The sequence below is a fragment of the Teichococcus oryzae genome, assembly GCF_008386565.1.
GTDB classification, from domain to species: domain Bacteria; phylum Pseudomonadota; class Alphaproteobacteria; order Acetobacterales; family Acetobacteraceae; genus Pseudoroseomonas; species Pseudoroseomonas oryzae.
Genome location: NZ_VUKA01000001.1, coordinates 891,855 through 909,227 on the forward strand (window position 1 = coordinate 891,855; position 17,373 = coordinate 909,227).

Genomic DNA, 17,373 nt, shown 5'->3' on the forward strand with positions numbered 1-17,373 from the left:
GAAATAGCGGCCCTGGGGCCCGGCCTTTGCCGGGCTGGCGCCCTAGCGGGAGCGCAACACCACGACCGGATAGGGGCCGCCAAGGGAAAGACGTGCCGCCGCCGGCAGTTCCGCTCCGGTCAGGACGCAGCGCCAGGCACGGCCGGACCATTCCCCGGGCAAGGCGAGATCGACCGTCCGGGAACAGGCGAGGCCTTTCGCGGCATCATCGGGAAGGGGGGAGGTCCGCAGCGGGACCAGCACCAGAAGCGCATCCTGCCCGTGCTGGCGAAGAAAGGCGAAATGCCCATCCGGCGCCGGAAGCGGCTGGTAATGGCCTGCGGCGAACAGGGCGGGGGCGGCGTTGCGCTCGGCCAGCAGCCGGTGGATCACCGCCTGCTTGACCGCACCCGTTTGCCAGCCGCGCAGCAGCGCATCGGGCGCTGCGGCGGCTTCCAGGGCCTGGCGGCGGGCCTCGTAATCCACCGGGCGGCGGTTGTCGGGGTCAACCAGGGATTCATCCCAGAACTCGGTGCCCTGATACAGGTCCGGCACGCCGGGCAGAGTGTAGCGCAGCACGGTCTGGGACAGGCTCTTGGCCGCGCCGCCCAGCGCCATCCGGGCGGCCAGACGCTCCAGCCCCCGCGCCAACTCCGGGAAGCGCGCCCCATCCACCGCGCTGCGCAGGAAGTCCTGGCTGGCCTGCTCATAAGGCTCGTCAGGCATCGCCCAGCCGGAGCGGCGTTTGGCTTCCCGCATCGCCTTCTGCTGCCATCCGGACAAGCGATCCAGCCAGGCATCCACCCCCGTGCGGTCCTCCACGGACAGGCCGAGCGGCCAGGAGGCCAGGATCATCTGCAGGAACATGGCGGCGTCGCCCGGCTCCGGCGCCGGGCCGGCGGGCAGGTCCCGCACCAGGGCACGGCTTTGGTTCAGGAAGCCGCGCAGCGCATCGGCCCATTCATCCGGCATCTCGGACAGGAAGGCGAGCCGCATCCGCAGGTCCTCGCCCCGCTTGTGGTCATGCGTGGCGGTGGCGAGCATGGCGGCCGGCGTCGCTTCCGCGCGCGCGGTGGCCGCCTGGTGGAAGTCCTCGGGCGACAGGCTGAACTGGCCCGGGTTGGAGCCGACCTCGTTACGGGACAGCAGCCGGCCATAACGGTAGAAGGCCGTGTCCTCCACCGACTTGGCGGCGGTGGGAGAGGACAACTGCTGGAAACGCTGCCGCGCCGTCAGCAGGGCATGGCGCGCATCGCCACGCGGCAGGTCGCGCGGGGAGATCTCGGCCAGCCACAACAACACCTGGGACAGCAGCATGTGGTCCGTGGGGGCCAGCATCGCCCGTGCCGCCTCGGCCGCCTGCCGCAGCACCGCGACATCCTGCGCGTCCGGCGCGCCGACGCGCACATAGACGCGATAGACCGGGAAGTTCAGCAGCAGCGCCCGCAGCACGCGGCGGATGGCATTGAAGGAAAAGTCGCGGGAGCGGATATGGCCGCGCGCCAGGTGCTGCAGGGCGCGGGCGCAATTGTCCAGCTCCGCCGCCAGGCTCTCGCGCAGGATCTGCCCGCGCGCCGCGATCTCCTCCGCGTGGAAGTCGAGGGCGCTGCCACTGACCTCGCGCCACAGCGCGGAAAAGGGCGCTTCCCCGGCCGGGTCGTGCAGCAGGGCGCCGACCTGGTCCATGAAGTCGTAGCCGGTGGTGCCATCGGTTTGCCAGCGGGCCGGCAGCGGCTCGCCGGGGGCCAGGATCTTCTCCACCAGGATATAGGGCTCGCCCGGCGGCGCCCCGGCCGGGCGCCGGGTGCCGGCGGCAGCCATGCGCCGGCGCAGCTTGCGGCAATAGGCGCCAGGATCGGCCAGCCCGTCCACATGGTCGATGCGCACGCCGTCGATCAGGCCTTCCGCGTAGAGCCGCAGGATCAGCTCATGCGTGGCGTCGAACACCTCCGGCTCCTCGGCGCGCAGCCCGGCCAGGCCAGTGACGTCGAAGAAGCGGCGCCAGTTGATCTCGTCGGTCGCAGTGCGCCACCAGGCGAGGCGGTAATGTTGCCGCTCCAGCAGGGCGTGCAGCCGGGCGAGGCCGTTCAGCGAGGCCGGGTCATAGGCCTTCAGCCCGTCGCGGTCATCGAGGATGCCCGCCGCATCGCGCGGCGCGATCGGGAAGCGGTTGTCGAAATAGGCAACGGACAGGCCGGTCGGGCCCTCGGCGACCAGCGACAGCTCGCCATCCGCCAGGGCCTCGCCATAGGGCTTGCCCAGGAACGGAGCCAGCATCTTGCCGGCCAGCGTCGGGTCCTTGTTGTCCCAGTCGATGTCGAAGAAGCGGGCGAAGCGGCTGTCGCGGCCATGCGCCAGCACGTCCTGCCACCAGGCATTGTGCGGCCCATCCACCCCCATGTGGTTGGGCACGATGTCGAGCAGCAGCCCCATGTCCTCAGCGCGCAGCGCGGCGACCAGCCGCCGCAGCGCCGCCTCGCCGCCCAGGGCGGGGTTGATCGCGTCATGCGCGGTGATGTCATAGCCATGCATCGAGCCGGGCGCCGCAGGCAGCAACGGCGAGGCGTAGAGGTGGCTGATCCCCAGCCGTGCCAGATAGGGCACGATGGCCACCGCATCATCCAGCGTGAACCCCGCATGGAACTGGATGCGATAGGTGGAGCGCGGCGTCGTGGTGGCGGGCGGCGTCATGGTGCTCTCCGCGCCCGCGCCAAGCCGCGCAGGCGCTGTTCGATGGCAGGGTCCGCGAACAGGCGCTCGACCGGCGGACCGAGCCGCCGACGCCAGTTCGGGTGCTCATCAACGGTGCCGGGGAGGTTGGGTTGCTCCACCGCCGCAACGGCATCCTCCAGGGGCAGCAAGGCGAGGTCGCATTGCGCGCGGCCGATGAAGGCGGCGGCGGCGTCGGCGACCGGGGCGGTATCCTCCAGCGGCGGGGCGGCGCCACGCGCCACCCCCGCCTGGCGGAAGGCGGCCCACAGCTTGCCCCGCTCCACCAGGCGGGTCTGCGCCTGGTCCTTGGGCCCGCCGCCGAGCTTTTCCCGCCATGCCAGATCGGCGCCGGACCACCAGCCGGCCACCGTGGGCAGGTCATGGGTGGAGGTCATGGCCACCGCCTCCCGCGACCAGCGGGCGGGCGCCTTGAAGCCGCGCGAGGTTTGCTCGAACCACATCACCCGCATGCCGGCGAGGCCGGTTTCCTGCAGGCGCGGGCGGAAGCCTTCCGGCACCGTGCCGAGATCCTCCCCGATGGCGATGGCCTTGTGGAGATGGGATTCCAGCGCCACCAGCCGCAGCAGGTCATCCATTGGATAGCGCAGGTAGCAGCCATCGGCGGGGGAGGCGCCTTCCGGCACGAGCCAGAGCCGCCGCAGCCCCAGAACATGGTCCAGCCGGACGCCGCCGGCATTGCGGAAGGCGGCGCCCAGCATCTCGCGGAAGGCGGCGAAGCCATTGGCGACCAGGCCGTGCGGCGAATAGGTGGTGATGCCCCAGCCCTGGCCGCGCGTGTTGAAGATGTCGGGCGGCGCGCCGATCTCGACGCCCGACAGGAACTCGGTCTGCCGCGCCCAGGCATCGCTGCCGCCGCCATCCACGCCGATGGCGAGGTCGGCGATCAGGCCGATGCGCCCCCCCTTGTCGCGCATGGCCGACTGGGCGGTGGCGAGGCCGCGATCGGCCAGGAATTGCAGGAAGACGTGGAAGCCGATCTCCTCCGCCTGCGCCTCGGCGAAACGGGCGACCTCGGCGCTGTCCGGGTCGCGCAGCGCGACGGGCCAGTCGCGCCAATGCCAGCGGGACTTGTCCTCGGCCAGCTGCGCGGCGTGCAGGGCCTCGAACCGCGCATGGTTCTCCAGCGAGCTGCCGCCCAGCGTGCGGAAAGCATCCAGCGCGTCGCGCAGCGCCTCTTGCGGCGCCTGCAGGTGCGCGGCGTAAAGCTGCCGGGCGCGGATGATGCGGGCGCGCGCCACATCCGGCCATTCCACGAGGTCCAGCGCCTCCAGCCGCGCCCATTCCGCCGCCAGCTCCGGCACGAAGGGAGGGGCGTTGGGCATCAGGCTTTCGCCTTCGGCATGGCGCACGTCGAGCCACAGGCGGCTGGAAGGGGCGTAAGGGCTGAAGCGCGACGGATCGGCGGTGAACTGGGCATGGACCGGGCTGATCGCCACCGCGTCCGCGCCCTGCGCCGCGGCGCCGGCGGCGAAGTCCCGCAGCGCCAGGTAATCGCCCACGCCGCCATCCCCGGCGCGCCTGAGGGAATAAAGCTGCACCGCCAGGCCCCAGGCCTTGTCGCCGCCACAGGCCTCGCTGATCCGGTGGCCATGCGGCGGCGCGACCGCCAGGGTCAATGCCCGCTCGCCGCATTCCAGCTTGTAGTAGCCGGGCAGGGCAGGCGCGGTGATGCGGGCGCCGCCGGCCGCCGGGACAGCCTCGCCTTCCACGGACACCCCTTCGGCGTCGGTGAGGCGGTAGCGGCCGGGGCGGGCACCGGGAAGGCGCAGCGCCTCGCCTGGAAAGGTTGTCAGCAGCGGGGGCGGAGCCGCCTGCTGCGCCTCGCGCAGGCGGCCCAGGCTGTCCCGCGCTTCCTTGCCGGTGGCCGCCGGGTAGCCGAGCGCGCCGAGCACCACGCGCATGGTTTCGGGCGAGACGGCCTGCTGCCTGCCATGCGCATCCTCCCACTCGGCCATCAGCCCGACCGCGCGGGCCAGACGGCGCAGCTCGCCCGTGTCGCTCATGCCGCGGCCTTCAGCCAGGCGATGGCGCTGTAGGGGGGCAGGGTCCCTTCATTGACGCTGGCCGCCACGTCTTCCCGCGATTCCGCCAGCACATGGCCTTCGGCGCCGGCGCAGGGCACCGCATCCGGGCCGAACTGCGCCGCGATGGTGAGCACCGATCCGTCACCAAGGCGCCATACGGCGCGGAGGCCGCGCTCGCCCAGCTTCCCGGCGCCCAGGGATTGCGCGCCGGCCAGATGCGGGCCGAGCCGCATGTTGCGGGCCCGGAGCAGCGTCGAAACGAAGCTTTCCATGTGCAGCGAGGCCTCGGACTGGTGTTCCTCCGGGTCGGGCTTGCTGGCCTCGAAGGTGGCGGGGTCGTTGGGGTCGGGGATCTTCTTCTGCTTTTCTGGGTCGTTGAAGGCGGGGAAGCGGGCGAACTCCTTGCGCCGTCCCTCCCGCACCGCCTTGGCAAGATCCGCCGAAGGAAATCCCGTGAAGAACAGGAACGGCTTCCGCAAGGCGTATTCGTCGCCCATGAACAGCATCGGCACGGGCGGTGACAGCAGCAGCAGCAGCATCGCCGCACGGGTCCCGTCGGCCGGGGCGAGGGAATAGATCCGCTCGCCCAGCGCCCGGTTGCCGACCTGATCATGTGTTTGCAGCGAGTTCACAAAGGCCGAGGGCGGCAGATGGCCGCTCGGCTTGCCCCGTGCATGGCCGAGATTCTGCGAGGTCTCGCCCTGATAGACGAAGCCCGACTGCATCGCGCGCGCCAGATGCCCGGCGGGATCGTCGGCATAGTCGGCGTAATAGGCGTCGTGCTCGCCGGTCAGCAGAACGTGCAGGCAGTGGTGAACATCGTCATTCCATTGCGCATCGAAATCCTTCTCCAGCCGTGCGGCGTCGTTGGTTTCGTTCTCCAGCACCAGGTAGACATTGCGGCCTTCCGTGGCTTCGCGGATGCGGGCGGAAAGCTCCTGCAGGAAAGTGTCGTCGGCGATGGCGTGGACCGCGTCGAAGCGCAGCCCGTCGATGCGGTATTCCGTGAGCCAGAACAGCGCGTTCTCGATAAAGAAATCGCGCACCGGTTTTTCGCGGAAGTCGATGGCATCGCCCCAGGGGGTATGGATGTCCTTGCGGAAGAAATCCGGCGCGATGCTGTGCCAGTAATTTCCGGCCGGGCCGAAATGGTTGTACACCACGTCCAGCATCACGGCGATGCCATGGCCATGCGCCGCGTCCACCAGGGCCTTGAGGTCCTCCGGCGTGCCATAGGTCTCGTCGGGCGCGTAGGGCAGGACGCCGTCATAGCCCCAATTGGCGGTGCCGGCGAAATCCGCCACCGGCATGATCTCGATGGTGTTGACGCCCAGCGTCGCCAGGCGCTGCAATTCCCTCATGATGCCGCGGAAGCCGCCCATGGCGCCGGCGTGCAATTCATACACCACCGCGCGCGGCCAGGGCGGCGCGGCGTAGTCCGTGTTCTTCCAGGCGAAGGCATGGTCCACCACCACGCTCCAGCCATCCACATCGCCATCCTGCGCGTGGGAAGCCGGGTCGGGCACCGTGGGCCCGTTGCCGAGGGCGTAGCGGTAGCGCGTGCCCGGCGGCGCCTCCACCTCCGCCGACCACCAGCCATCCGGCTCCTGCCGCATCGGCTGGTCGGGTGCGTCGCGCCGTTGCAGCGTGACGCCGGGCTGGCCGGGAGCCCAAAGGCGGAAGCGCGTGCGGCCATCCTGCCCGGGAAGGGCGCCAAAGCTGTAGCGGTGGCTCATGGAAGGCTTTCCTCTTTGGGGAGAAGCGCGAAAAGCAGGCGCGCGGAGCGCGGCGCCACCGTCACCGTTCCCGCGGCGAGCGGCGCCTCGTGCGCCTCCGGGTGATTGCTGTCGAGGGCGGACACCCAGGGCATGCGCGGCCCCGGGAGCGTGAAATCCTGATGGGCGGCGGAAGCGTTCAACAGCAGCAGCGAAACCTCGACATGATCGTCATCCGGCGCGGCGCAGGCGCGGCGCAGCGCCAGCACGCGGCCTTCCGGGTCATGCCAGTCCGCGGTGGAAAGCGGCTCCCCATCGGGGCCGAACCAGCCCGTATCGGCGAGGCCAGGCAGCGGCTCGGTGCGGCCGTGCAGGAAAACGGGCGAGCGCAGCGAGGCCAGCCGCCGGCGCAGGGCCGCCGCACGCTCGACAAAGCGTTGCAGCGCGGCGCCCGCCGGCATGCTGGCCAGCTTCCAGTCGATCCAGGACACCTCGTTGTCCTGGCAGTAGGCGTTGTTGTTGCCGCCCTGCGTACGCCCGAACTCGTCCCCGGCGAGCAGCATCGGCGTGCCATGGGAAGCAAAGAGCGTCAGCAGCATGGCACGCTTCACGGAAGCACGCAGGGCCAGGATCTTGGCATTGTGCGTGGGCCCCTCGACGCCCCAGTTGCTGGAGCAATTGTCGCCATGGCCATCGCGGTTGCCCTCGCCATTGGCCTCGTTGTGGCGCTCGGAATAGGAAACGAGGTCCTCCAGCGTGAACCCGTCATGCGCCGCCATGAAGTTGACGGAGGCCCAGGGGCGCCGCCGCCGGTGCTCGAACAAATCGCCCGAACCGGAAAGGCGCCCGGCGACATCCGCCCGCCGTCCGGCATCGCCCCGCCAGAAGCGCCGCAGGTCGTCACGGTAGCGGTCATTCCATTCGGAAAACCCCGGCGGATGGCGGCCGAGCTGATAGCCCCCAGGCCCGACATCCCAGGGCTCGGCGATCAGCTTCAACCGTGACAGCACCGGGTCCTGGCGAATGGCATCGAAGAAGCCCGAGCCAGGGTCGTAGCCATTGCCTTCCCGCCCCAGGGTGGAGCAAAGATCGAAGCGGAAACCATCGACGCGAAAGGCGGTTGCCCAGTAGCGCAAGCTGTCCATGACCATCTGCAACACGCGGGGGTGCGAGAGGTTGACGGTGTTGCCGCAGCCCGTTTCGTCGATGAAGCCGCGCTCGTCGCCCGGCACCAGGCGGTAATAGCTGGCATTGTCGAGCCCGCGCCAGGACAGGGTCGGCCCGACCTCGTTGCCCTCGCAGGTGTGGTTGTAGACCACGTCCAGGATCACCTCGATGCCGGCGGCATGCAGGCGGCGGATGGCGATGCGGATCTCGTCCAGCTCGCCGGTCGGGAAGTAGGCCGGCTCAGGGGCGAAAAAGGAGAGGGTGGAGTAGCCCCAGTAATTGCGCAGGCCCTTCTCCACCAGGAAGCGGTCCTGGAGAAAGGCATGGATCGGCAGCAGCTGCACCGCCGTGATGCCGATGCGATGGAAATGCTCGATCATCTGCGGTGTCGCCAGCGCCGCGAAGCTGCCGCGCTCGCGCGGCCAGATATCCTCGCGCTGCATGGTCAGGCCACGCAGATGCGCCTCATAGATGACGGTGCGGTCCCATGGGATGTCCGGCGGGCGGTCGTCGCCCCAGTTGAAGGCGTCGTCCGTCACCACGGATTTCGGCATGGCGGCGGCGCTGTCCCGCCGGTCAAAGGACATGTCGGCGCGCGGCGCGCCCAGGCGATGGCCGAACAGGGCGTCCGACCAGCGCAGATTGCCCAGCATTTGCCGCCCATAAGGGTCGAGCAGCAATTTGTGAGGGTTGAAGCGGTGGCCCTGCTCGGGCTGGTACGGCCCGTAGGCGCGATAACCGTAAACAAGGCCGGGCCGGGCTTCCGGCAGATAGCCGTGGAAAACCTCATCCGTGCATTCGGGCAGCTCCATCCGCGACAATTCGCGCCGGCCGGCCGGATCGAAGATGCACAGCTCGATCTTGGAGGCATGGGCGGAGAAGACGGCGAAATTCACGCCGAGGCCATCCCAGTGCGCCCCCAGGGGATGGGGGCGACCCGGCAACATACGATCGGGCAGGCGTGGCAACTCAGCCCTCCGCCGGCACCAGAACCAGTGTGGACAGTCCCGGCAACTCCAGCCCCACCGAGGCATCGAAGCCATGCGCCGGCTCGGCCACGGCATGGACCATGCCGCCATTGCCGTTGTTGCTGCCGCCATAGATGCCGGCGTCAGAATTGAACACCTCGCGCCACGCGCCGCCCGATGGCAGGCCGATGCGGTAGCCCTGGCGCGTCACCGGCGTCATGTTGGACACCACCAGGGCAGGCGGCGTGCCTTCGGGGCCGAAGCGCAGAAAGGCGAAGACGCTGTTGGCGTTGTCATCCAGCACCACCCAGCGGAACCCTGCCGGGTCGCAGTCCAGCGCGTGCAGCGCGGGCATCTCGCGGTACAGGCGGTTGAGGTCCCGCAGCATGCGCTGCAGCCCGGCATGCGGCGCCTGGTCGAGAAGGTGCCAGTCGAGCGAACGGTCATGGTTCCATTCGCGCCACTGCGCGAACTCGCCGCCCATGAAGAGCAGCTTCTTCCCGGGATGCGTCCACATGAAGGAAAGATAGGCGCGAAGATTGGCGAATTTCTGCCAGTCGTCGCCGGGCATCTTGCCGATCAACGATCCCTTGCCGTGCACCACCTCGTCATGGGACAGCGGCAGCATGAACTTCTCGGTGAAGGCATAGACCATGCCGAAGGTCATGCCGCCATGCTGGTATTGCCGGTAGATCGGGTCCCGCTCCATGTAGTGGAGCGTGTCGTGCATCCAGCCCATGTTCCATTTGAAGTCGAAGCCCAGCCCGCCTTCATCGGCCTTGCGGGTGACGCCGGGGAAGGCGGTGGATTCCTCGGCGATCAGCAGCTTGCCGGGGCAGCGCTCGGCGATGACGCGGGACAGTTCCTGGAGAAAGGAGATCGATTCCAGGTTTTCCCGTCCGCCATGGATGTTCGGGATCCATTGATCATGCGGCCGGCTGTAGTCGCGGTACAGCATCGAGGCCACGGCATCCACGCGCAGCGCATCCGCTCCATAGGTTTCCAGCCAATGGACCGCGCTGCCCATCAGGAAGTTGCGCACCTCCCGCCGGCCGAGGTTGAAGATCAGCGTGTTCCAGTCGTGGTGGAAACCCTCGCGGGGGTCCGCATGCTCGTACAGCGCGGTGCCGTCGAAGCGCGCGAGCCCGTGGGTGTCGGTCGGAAAATGCGCCGGCACCCAGTCCAGGATCACCCCCAGCCCGGCCTCGTGGCAGCGTGCCACAAGGCGCTGGAAGTGCTCGGGCGGGCCGAAGGGAGCATGGGGCGCGAACTGGCCGAGGGGCTGGTAGCCCCAGGAACCGCCAAAGGGATGCGCCATGACCGGCAGGAACTCGACATGGGTGAAGCCCATGCCGGTGACGTAGGGGATCAGCTTGTCCCCCAGCTCCTCCCAGCTCAGCGTGCTGTTGTCCGGGCCGCGCATCCAGGAGCCGGCATGCACCTCGTACACGGAGAAGGGCTGGTTCTCCATGCCCGGCGGCCGGGCACGCGGCTTTGGCGGCCTGATGGCGGCGGTGTCCACCACGATGGAACCGGTGGCGGGCGGGACCTCGGCCTGCCAGGCGCAGGGATCGGCCTTCAGCGGCAAAAGGCTGCCATTCGGGTCCAGCAACTCGAATTTGTAGATCGCGCCCGGGCCGAGGCGGGGGATGAAGATCTCCCACACCCCCGCCTCGTGCCGCAGCCGCATGGGGTTGCGCCGGCCATCCCAGCCATTGAAGTCGCCCACCACGGAAACGCGCCGCGCATTCGGCGCCCAAAGGGCGAAGCGCACGCCCCGCACGCCTTCCACGACGCAGGGATGCGCGCCCAGGCAGCGGCCGATATCCTGATGCGTGCCTTCCCCCAGCAGATGCAGGTCCAGTTCGCCGAGCAGCGGAGGGAAGGCATACACATCCTCCACCTCCTGCGTGGTCCCGCCCCAGTCGATGCGCAGCAGGTAAGGCGTCTCGGCCAGGGGGCCCTCGAACAGGCCGGCCGGATGCGCCTGTGAAAGCGGTGCGGCGCCTTTTCGGGTCACGACCTCCACGCCACGGGCGCCGGGCAGCAGCACCCGCACGCGGCCATCGCGGGGGCCCAGCACCGCGAAGGGATCACCGTGGCGGCCTTCCACCAACGCGGCAACGGCATCGGGGTGCAGCGAGGTGTCAGCCATGCGGCGTCTCCTTGTTCAGCAGGCGCGCCGCCAGTTCATCCAGGCCACGCAGCGGGATGTGCAGCCAGGTCGGACGATTGGCCACCTCGTAGCAAACCTCGTACGCCGCCTTTTCCAGCAGGAACAGGTCGAGCAGCGTGCTTTCCGCCGCTTCCGGCGTCCAGCGCCGGGGCGCCGCGGAATGCACGGCGCGATAGGCATCCAGGAATTCGCCCACGGCACGTTCGCGGAAGCTTTCCAGCAGCGCGGCATGCCGCTCCCCGGCTTCGGACATGCCGTCCTGCGCCTGCGCCGTGGCCACGGCGTAGTCGATGGAGCGCAGCAGGCCCGCCACGTCGCGCAGCGGCGACGACTTGGCCCGGCGCTGCTCCAGCGACTTCGCCGGCTCACCCTCGAAGTCGATGATGCAGGCATCGCCCTGCACCACCAGCACCTGCCCCAGGTGGAAGTCGCCATGGATGCGGGTCTTCAGCACGCCCTCGGTCCTGGCGGCCATGCTCTGGATAACGGCTGCCAGCGCATCGCGCCGCGACAGCAGCCTTTCGGCGCGCTCGGCATCCTCCGGGCTGCTCCAGTCGCGCTGCGCGGCCAGGGCGCGGAAGGCGGCTTCCAGCTGATCCTGGGCGCCCGCGGCCCAGCCCCGCGCATCGCCCGCGGAGGCCGGTTCCGGCGCGAAGGCGGGATCGTCGCTGGGCTCGGCCAGCAGCGCGTGCATTTCCGCGAGCCGCTTGCCCAGCGCCGTGGCGAAGACGGAGTAGCCGGTGAAGGCGTCCTGCTGCTCCTCCTCGGGCGCTTCCGTCACCGCCATCTCGCCCACGGCGCGGGACAGGAACTCGGTGGTCCAGCTCCAGCCATCGCCCTGGTTGCGCACGAAGCCCTGCACCACCACGAGGGTCCGCGGCACGCCGTCCGGCGTCACCCGGACCACCTCGCCCAGCAGCGGCGCGGTCTGACCGAAGCCGCGCTCGGTCAGGTGGCGCGTCATTTCCGTCTCGGGGCTGATGCCCTCGGTAACGCGCCGCACCAGCTTCAGCACCGCATGCTCGCCGATGATCAGGGACGAATTGGATTGCTCGGCCGAAAGCCGCCGGATCTCGGCATCGGGCGGGATTTCCGCTCCAGGAAAGATCGAGGTCGGCAGGAAGCGGATCTCGCCTTCCGACAGCTTCATCACCGCGCTTTCCGACAATCCGCGCAGAACCGAGGCCGGGAGGGCGTCAAGCGCGAAGGCATCGGTCAGCACGCCGACCCGACGCCCGCGCCGCACCCTGGCCAGCGCGAGCTGCTGGGGCAGGGCGGCGCTGGTTTCGTCTTCCCAGGCGATGCCCAGCGGCAGGAGGTAGCGTGCCTTGCCATTTCCTTCCGCGACCTCCACCTCCGCCAGCAGCACCTCCGTGGTGCGGCCGGCCAGCGCCTCGGCGAAGGCGAGATGCGGCTCGCTCACCGCATCGCCCTTTCCGGCGAACCAGCGGCGGCGCGGCAGGTATTTCGGCAGCGCTTCCTGCTCGATGATCTTGCGCTGCGCGGGCTGCAGGGCGTCCGCCAGACCGCCGCGCAGCACCAGCGTGGACAGCTCGGTCATCGGCTCGGGCGCCGGCATGTGCCAGCCTGGCATGGCAGCCTCCGTGGCAAGGACGAACCAGTAAAAGCCGTAGGGCGGCAGCGTCAGCAGGTAGGTGAGCTGGCCGATGGGGGGGAAGGATGCGCCACCCAGCAGCTCCACCGGGACGCGGCCGGCAAAGTTGGCCAGATCCAGCTCAACCGCCTGCGCCGTGCGCGACAGGTTGCACACGCACAGGATGGTCTCCCCCTCGAATTCCCGCAGATAAGCCAGGATCTTGCGGTTGCCGGGGTAGAGATAGCCGAAGCTGCCGCGCCCGAAGGCCTGGTGGCGCTTGCGCACCGCCAGCATCCGCCGCGTCCAGTTCAGCATGGAATGCGGGTCGGAGGTCTGCGCCTCCACATTCACCGCGTCGAAGCCATAGACCGGGTCCATGATGGCGGGCAGCACCAGCTGCGCCGGGTTGGCGCGGGAAAAGCCGCCATTGCGGTCGGGCGACCATTGCATCGGCGTGCGCACACCATCCCGGTCGCCGAGATGGATGTTGTCGCCCATGCCGATCTCGTCGCCGTAATACAGGACGGGCGTTCCCGGCATGGACAGAAGGAGCGAGTTCATCAGCTCGATCCGCCGCCGGTCATGCTCCAGCAGCGGCGCCAGGCGGCGGCGGATGCCGAGGTTGATGCGCGCGCGCTTCTCCGATGCGTAGGTTTCCCAGAGATAGTCCCGCTCCTTGTCGGTCACCATCTCCAGCGTCAGTTCGTCATGGTTGCGCAGGAAGATGGCCCACTGGCAGTTGGGCGGGATGTCCGGCGTCTGCCGCAGGATGTCGGTGATCGGGAAGCGGTCCTCCTGCGCCATTGCCATGTACATGCGCGGCATCAGGGGGAAGTGGAACGACATGTGGCATTCGTCGCCATCGCCGAAATATTGCTGCGTGTCCTCCGGCCACTGATTGGCCTCGGCCAGCAGCATCTTGCCGGGCGCGTGAGCGTCCAGCGCGGCGCGGATCTTCTTCAGGACGACATGCGTTTCGGGCAGGTTCTCGTTGTTGGTGCCGTCCCGCTCGATCAGGTAGGGGATGGCGTCGAGCCGCAGCCCGTCCACGCCGGCATCCAGCCAGAAGCGCATGACGTCGAGCACTTCCTCGATCACCGCCGGGTTGTCGAAGTTCAGGTCCGGCTGGTGCGAATAGAAGCGGTGCCAGAAATACTGGCCGGCCACGGGGTCCCAGGTCCAGTTGGACTTCTCGGTATCGAGGAAGATGATGCGCGTCCCCTCATATTTCTGGTCCGTGTCGGACCAGACGTAGAAGTTCCGCTCCGGCGAGCCGGGCGGCGCCAAGCGGGCACGCTGGAACCAGGGATGCTGGTCGGAGGTGTGGTTGATGACCAGCTCGGTGATGACGCGGATGCCGCGCGCATGCGCCTCGTCGATGAAGCGCCGGATATCCTCCATCGCGCCGTATTCGGGATGCACGGCCTTGTATTCGGCGATGTCGTAGCCGTCGTCGCGGCGCGGCGAGGGATAGAAGGGCAGCAGCCAGACGGCGTCCACCCCCAGTGTCTGGATGTAGTCGAGCTTGCTGATCAGCCCCGGCAGGTCGCCCACGCCGTCATTGTTGGAATCGAAGAAGGACTTGATGTGCAGCTGGTAGATCACCGCATCCTTGTACCAGAGCGGATCGGCCGGCATTTCCGGCTTGTCGTTGGGCATGGATCGGGCCTCAGGCGGCGGCGCGGATGCGCCAGATGGCGAAGGGGTTCTGGTGCGGGTCGAGGCGGATGTGGCGGTGCGTGCCGCCCCAGTGCTCCTCTCCTCCGGCGATCAGGTTCTCGGCAGCCAGGGTGGCGCCGGGCGGCAGGCCCATGGCGTGCTGCGGCAGCTCGAAATGCGTCTCCAGCGCCTGGTGCGGGTCCATGGACACCGCCACCAGCACGGCGTTCGACCCGTCCGGCGTCTGCTTCACATAGGTGAGGATGCCGTCATGGTTCGAGGCGAGGAACGTGACCCCGAGATGGGTCTGCAAGGCCGGGTTCTCCCGCCGGATGCGGTTCAGCAGAGTGATCTCGGCGGTGATGTTGCCGGGACGATCATAGTCCCACGCCTTGATCTCGTATTTCTCGCTGTCGATGTATTCCTCCTTGCCGGGGGCAAGGGGCCGCGCCTCGCACAGCTCGAACCCGTTATAGACGCCCCAGAGGCCCGACAGCGTCGCCGCCAGCGCGGCGCGGATCAGGTGGCCGGGGCGGCCGGAGTTCTGCAGGAAGACCGGGTTGATGTCCGGCGTGTTGACAAAGAAATGCGGGCGGAAGAAGTCGCGAACCGGAACGCGGTTCAGTTCTTCCAGATATTCGCGCATCTCCCAGGCCGAGTTGCGCCAGGTGAAGTAGGTGTAGCTCTGCGAATAGCCGACCTTGGCCAGACGGTACATCACCTTGGGCCGCGTGAAGGCCTCGGACAGGAAGACCACCTCGGGATCGCGCGCCCGGACCTCGGCGATCATCCATTCCCAGAACGGCAGCGGCTTGGTGTGCGGGTTGTCCACGCGGAACAGCTTGACGCCTTCCCGGACCCAGAACAGCACCACGTCGCGCAACGCGATCCACAGCGCGGGCTTCGCGCCCTCCGTGTAGAAATCCACATTGACGATGTCCTGGTATTTCTTGGGCGGGTTCTCGGCGTATTTGATGCTGCCATCAGGGCGCCAGTCGAACCAGTCCTTGTGCTGGGTCAGCCAGGGATGGTCGGGCGAGCACTGGATGGCGAAGTCCAGCGCCAGCTCCAGATCATGCTCGGCGGCCGCGCGCACCAAGCGGCGGAAATCGTCCAGCGTTCCAAGCTCGGGGTGCAGCGCGTCATGGCCGCCTTCCTCCGAGCCGATGGCATAGGGGCTGCCCACATCCTCCGGGCCCGGCGTCAGGGTGTTGTTGCGGCCCTTGCGGTTCTTCCGGCCGATCGGGTGGATGGGCGGGAAATACAGCACGTCGAAGCCCATGTCGCGCACGCGGGGTAGGGCGCGGATCACGTCGTCGAAGGTGCCGTGCCGGTTCGGGTCGCCGCTCTGCGAACGCGGGAAGATCTCGTACCAGGAAGCGAAGCCGGCCGCGCGGCGCTCCACATCCAGCTTGAACGGATCGGAGCGGGTCCTGAAGGGGCGGGGATCGGCCTCCGTCATCAATGCGCGCGTCTCGTCGGCGGTGAACAGCGCGACCGCGCCGGCATCGTCCGCCGCCTTGATCTCCCCGATGGTCATGCGCAGCCGTTCGGCGGCTTCCCCGGACAGGTTCCCGAGGGACGCTTCCATCAGGTTGGTGCCCTCGATCCGCTCCAGCGCGATCTCCACGCCGGCATCGAACTTCTTCCGGATCTCGTCGCGGAACGCCTCGAAATGATCGACCCAGGCCTCGATGCAATACAGATGGCGTCCGATCCGCTCCGGCACGAAGCTCGCGGCGTAAACATCGTTCACCGTGAAGCGCATCGGCGTTTCGCGCCAGGCGGGCTCGTCGGCCGGGCGCCAGAGCAGCCGCACCGCGATCTTGCCATGCCCTTCCGTGAACACGTCCGCCGTGACATCGACGGGCTGCCCGACCGCGCGCTTCACCGGGAAGCGGCCGCCATCCACGGCGGGGCTGACCGCCTCGATGGCGATGCGTGGCATTTCCGTGGCGGCCAGCGCCGCGCGCGCGCCGCTGCGCACCGGCAGACGCACGGGCGTCACGTCGTGAATGGGCATGCTTCGCACCTCTCCGGCGGCCAGGGTCAAGGCCCCTTTGTGGTCCAGTGTGCCAGGCGGCAGGCTGCCGGGCCGGGGCAGGGCGCCAAGAAGCGTCGCGGCCGAGATGGTGGCCGTCCGGTTCAGGGCGGGATTGGCCAGCACCAGGGTCCGGTTCCCTATCGCGCCGCCGGGTTGCAGCAGCAGCGCGACCGGGGCGCCCGGTGCCGAAACCAGCCTCGGGATGGCGGCGGAGGCCTGCCGCCGGGCCGCATTGGCTTCGCGGATGGCGTCGGTGAGGTCGGCGCGCGGCGCGTGGCGGAGGGCCGCGAAGCTTTCCGCCTCGTCGCTGCCGTCGCCCATCCGGTGCAGCGCGCCATACTCGAAGCCCATCGGCAGCATCCAGGCGGCGCCGCTCAGGGCCGCGAAGCGCAACGCCCGGCGCGCCGCCGCCGCCCTGTGCGCGCGGTAGGCGCCATGCGCCGGCAGGCGGGTGGCGAAGGGTGCCTCCGGAGCGAGAAGGGAAGGGGCCACGCCGGCGAGGCGCTGCATCTCCTCCCCGAACCAGGCCGCGTGGAAATCCCACCATGGCAGGGATGGCGCGGCGAGGTCGAAGCCACAGCCCGCCAGGGCGGCGGCCTCGTCCGGCGAGGCGCCGGGCGTCCAGGCCAGGAAGCGCATCCCGGGATTGCCGGCGCGCACGGCGCCGATCAGTTCGCGCCAGAAGTCGGGCCCGTTCCGCTGGGGCGCGATGCAACGCAGCCCGGTGACGCCAGCTGCCGCCCATTCCCCGATGCGCCGCCGCCAGAACTCCATCAGCCCGGGCGGCGCCGGAAGCGTGAGCTGCGCCGCATCGGCCGTCCCGGCCGGCAGGCGCGGATCGGGCGGCGCATCCGGCGGCAGGATGGAACTGGCCCAGTCCCGGGCGGAACGCAGCATCGGCGCGTCGCGCGCCACCCGATCAGCGACAAAATCCAGCAGCAGCCCGAGCCCCTGCGCCCGCGCCGCCTCGGCCAGCTTCCGCAGGCCCGGCTGCGTCTCTCCACCGCCCAGGGAGGGCTGCAGCCTGTCATGGTCGCGCACCAGGAAGGGCTGCCCCGGCACGGCGACAAAGGGCGGCGCCAGCACCACCGCGTCGAAGCCGAGTGCCGCGATGCGCTCGAACTCGGCGGGCCAGGCTTCCGGCGTCCCGATGGCCGCAGGGTTGATGTAATAGAAGGCGGAGGGTGGAGTGACGGCAGCAGCAGGCAAGGCTTTTCTGTCCTTTTTTGCCAAGCTGGCCCTTCAGCCGTCGCGGCGGAAGGGGAGGCGGTGTTGTTGGGGCACGTCCATGGAGAGGCGGCTGTTTCTCGG

The 17,373-nt window shown here is 69.1% G+C and carries 7 protein-coding genes; all 7 read right to left on the reverse strand.

The window, feature by feature from the left end:
• Window positions 1–42: 42 nt before the first annotated feature.
• From treY to F0Q34_RS04165, 7 genes are read right to left on the reverse strand one after another with little or no spacing between them, the layout of a single operon-like run.
• Window positions 43–2,670 (reverse strand): malto-oligosyltrehalose synthase, encoded by a 2,628-nt coding sequence (gene treY / locus F0Q34_RS04135; RefSeq protein WP_149810831.1) that lies wholly within the window; start codon window positions 2,668–2,670, stop codon window positions 43–45.
• Window positions 2,667–4,715, reverse strand: a complete 2,049-nt coding sequence (gene malQ, locus F0Q34_RS04140; protein ID WP_149810832.1) for a 4-alpha-glucanotransferase — start codon at window positions 4,713–4,715, stop codon at window positions 2,667–2,669. Before malQ ends, treY begins: the two co-directional genes overlap by 4 nt.
• Complete coding sequence (gene treZ, locus F0Q34_RS04145) at window positions 4,712–6,472, reverse strand: malto-oligosyltrehalose trehalohydrolase (protein WP_149810833.1); 1,761 nt, start codon at window positions 6,470–6,472, stop codon at window positions 4,712–4,714. The genes malQ and treZ overlap by 4 nt, the downstream gene beginning before the upstream one ends.
• Complete coding sequence (gene glgX, locus F0Q34_RS04150; RefSeq protein ID WP_370750944.1) at window positions 6,469–8,586, reverse strand: glycogen debranching protein GlgX; 2,118 nt, start codon at window positions 8,584–8,586, stop codon at window positions 6,469–6,471. The genes treZ and glgX overlap by 4 nt, the downstream gene beginning before the upstream one ends.
• A gap of 1 nt (window position 8,587) precedes the next feature.
• Window positions 8,588–10,741: a 1,4-alpha-glucan branching protein GlgB gene (glgB, locus tag F0Q34_RS04155; protein WP_149810834.1), complete on the reverse strand. Its 2,154-nt coding sequence runs from the start codon at window positions 10,739–10,741 to the stop codon at window positions 8,588–8,590.
• Window positions 10,734–14,018 (reverse strand): maltose alpha-D-glucosyltransferase, encoded by a 3,285-nt coding sequence (gene treS / locus F0Q34_RS04160; RefSeq protein WP_149810835.1) that lies wholly within the window; start codon window positions 14,016–14,018, stop codon window positions 10,734–10,736. Before treS ends, glgB begins: the two co-directional genes overlap by 8 nt.
• A gap of 10 nt (window positions 14,019–14,028) precedes the next feature.
• Window positions 14,029–17,271, reverse strand: a complete 3,243-nt coding sequence (locus F0Q34_RS04165) for a maltotransferase domain-containing protein (RefSeq protein WP_149810836.1) — start codon at window positions 17,269–17,271, stop codon at window positions 14,029–14,031.
• Window positions 17,272–17,373: the final 102 nt, after the last annotated feature.

What these genes read in the sequence shown, in the direction of transcription:
- treY (WP_149810831.1), bottom strand. Translation starts at nt 2,670, where the DNA reads ATGACGCCGCCCGCCACCACGACGCCGCGCTCCACCTATCGCATCCAG.
- malQ (WP_149810832.1), bottom strand. Translation starts at nt 4,715, where the DNA reads ATGAGCGACACGGGCGAGCTGCGCCGTCTGGCCCGCGCGGTCGGGCTG.
- treZ (WP_149810833.1), bottom strand. Translation starts at nt 6,472, where the DNA reads ATGAGCCACCGCTACAGCTTTGGCGCCCTTCCCGGGCAGGATGGCCGC.
- glgB (WP_149810834.1), bottom strand. Translation starts at nt 10,741, where the DNA reads ATGGCTGACACCTCGCTGCACCCCGATGCCGTTGCCGCGTTGGTGGAA.
- treS (WP_149810835.1), bottom strand. Translation starts at nt 14,018, where the DNA reads ATGCCCAACGACAAGCCGGAAATGCCGGCCGATCCGCTCTGGTACAAG.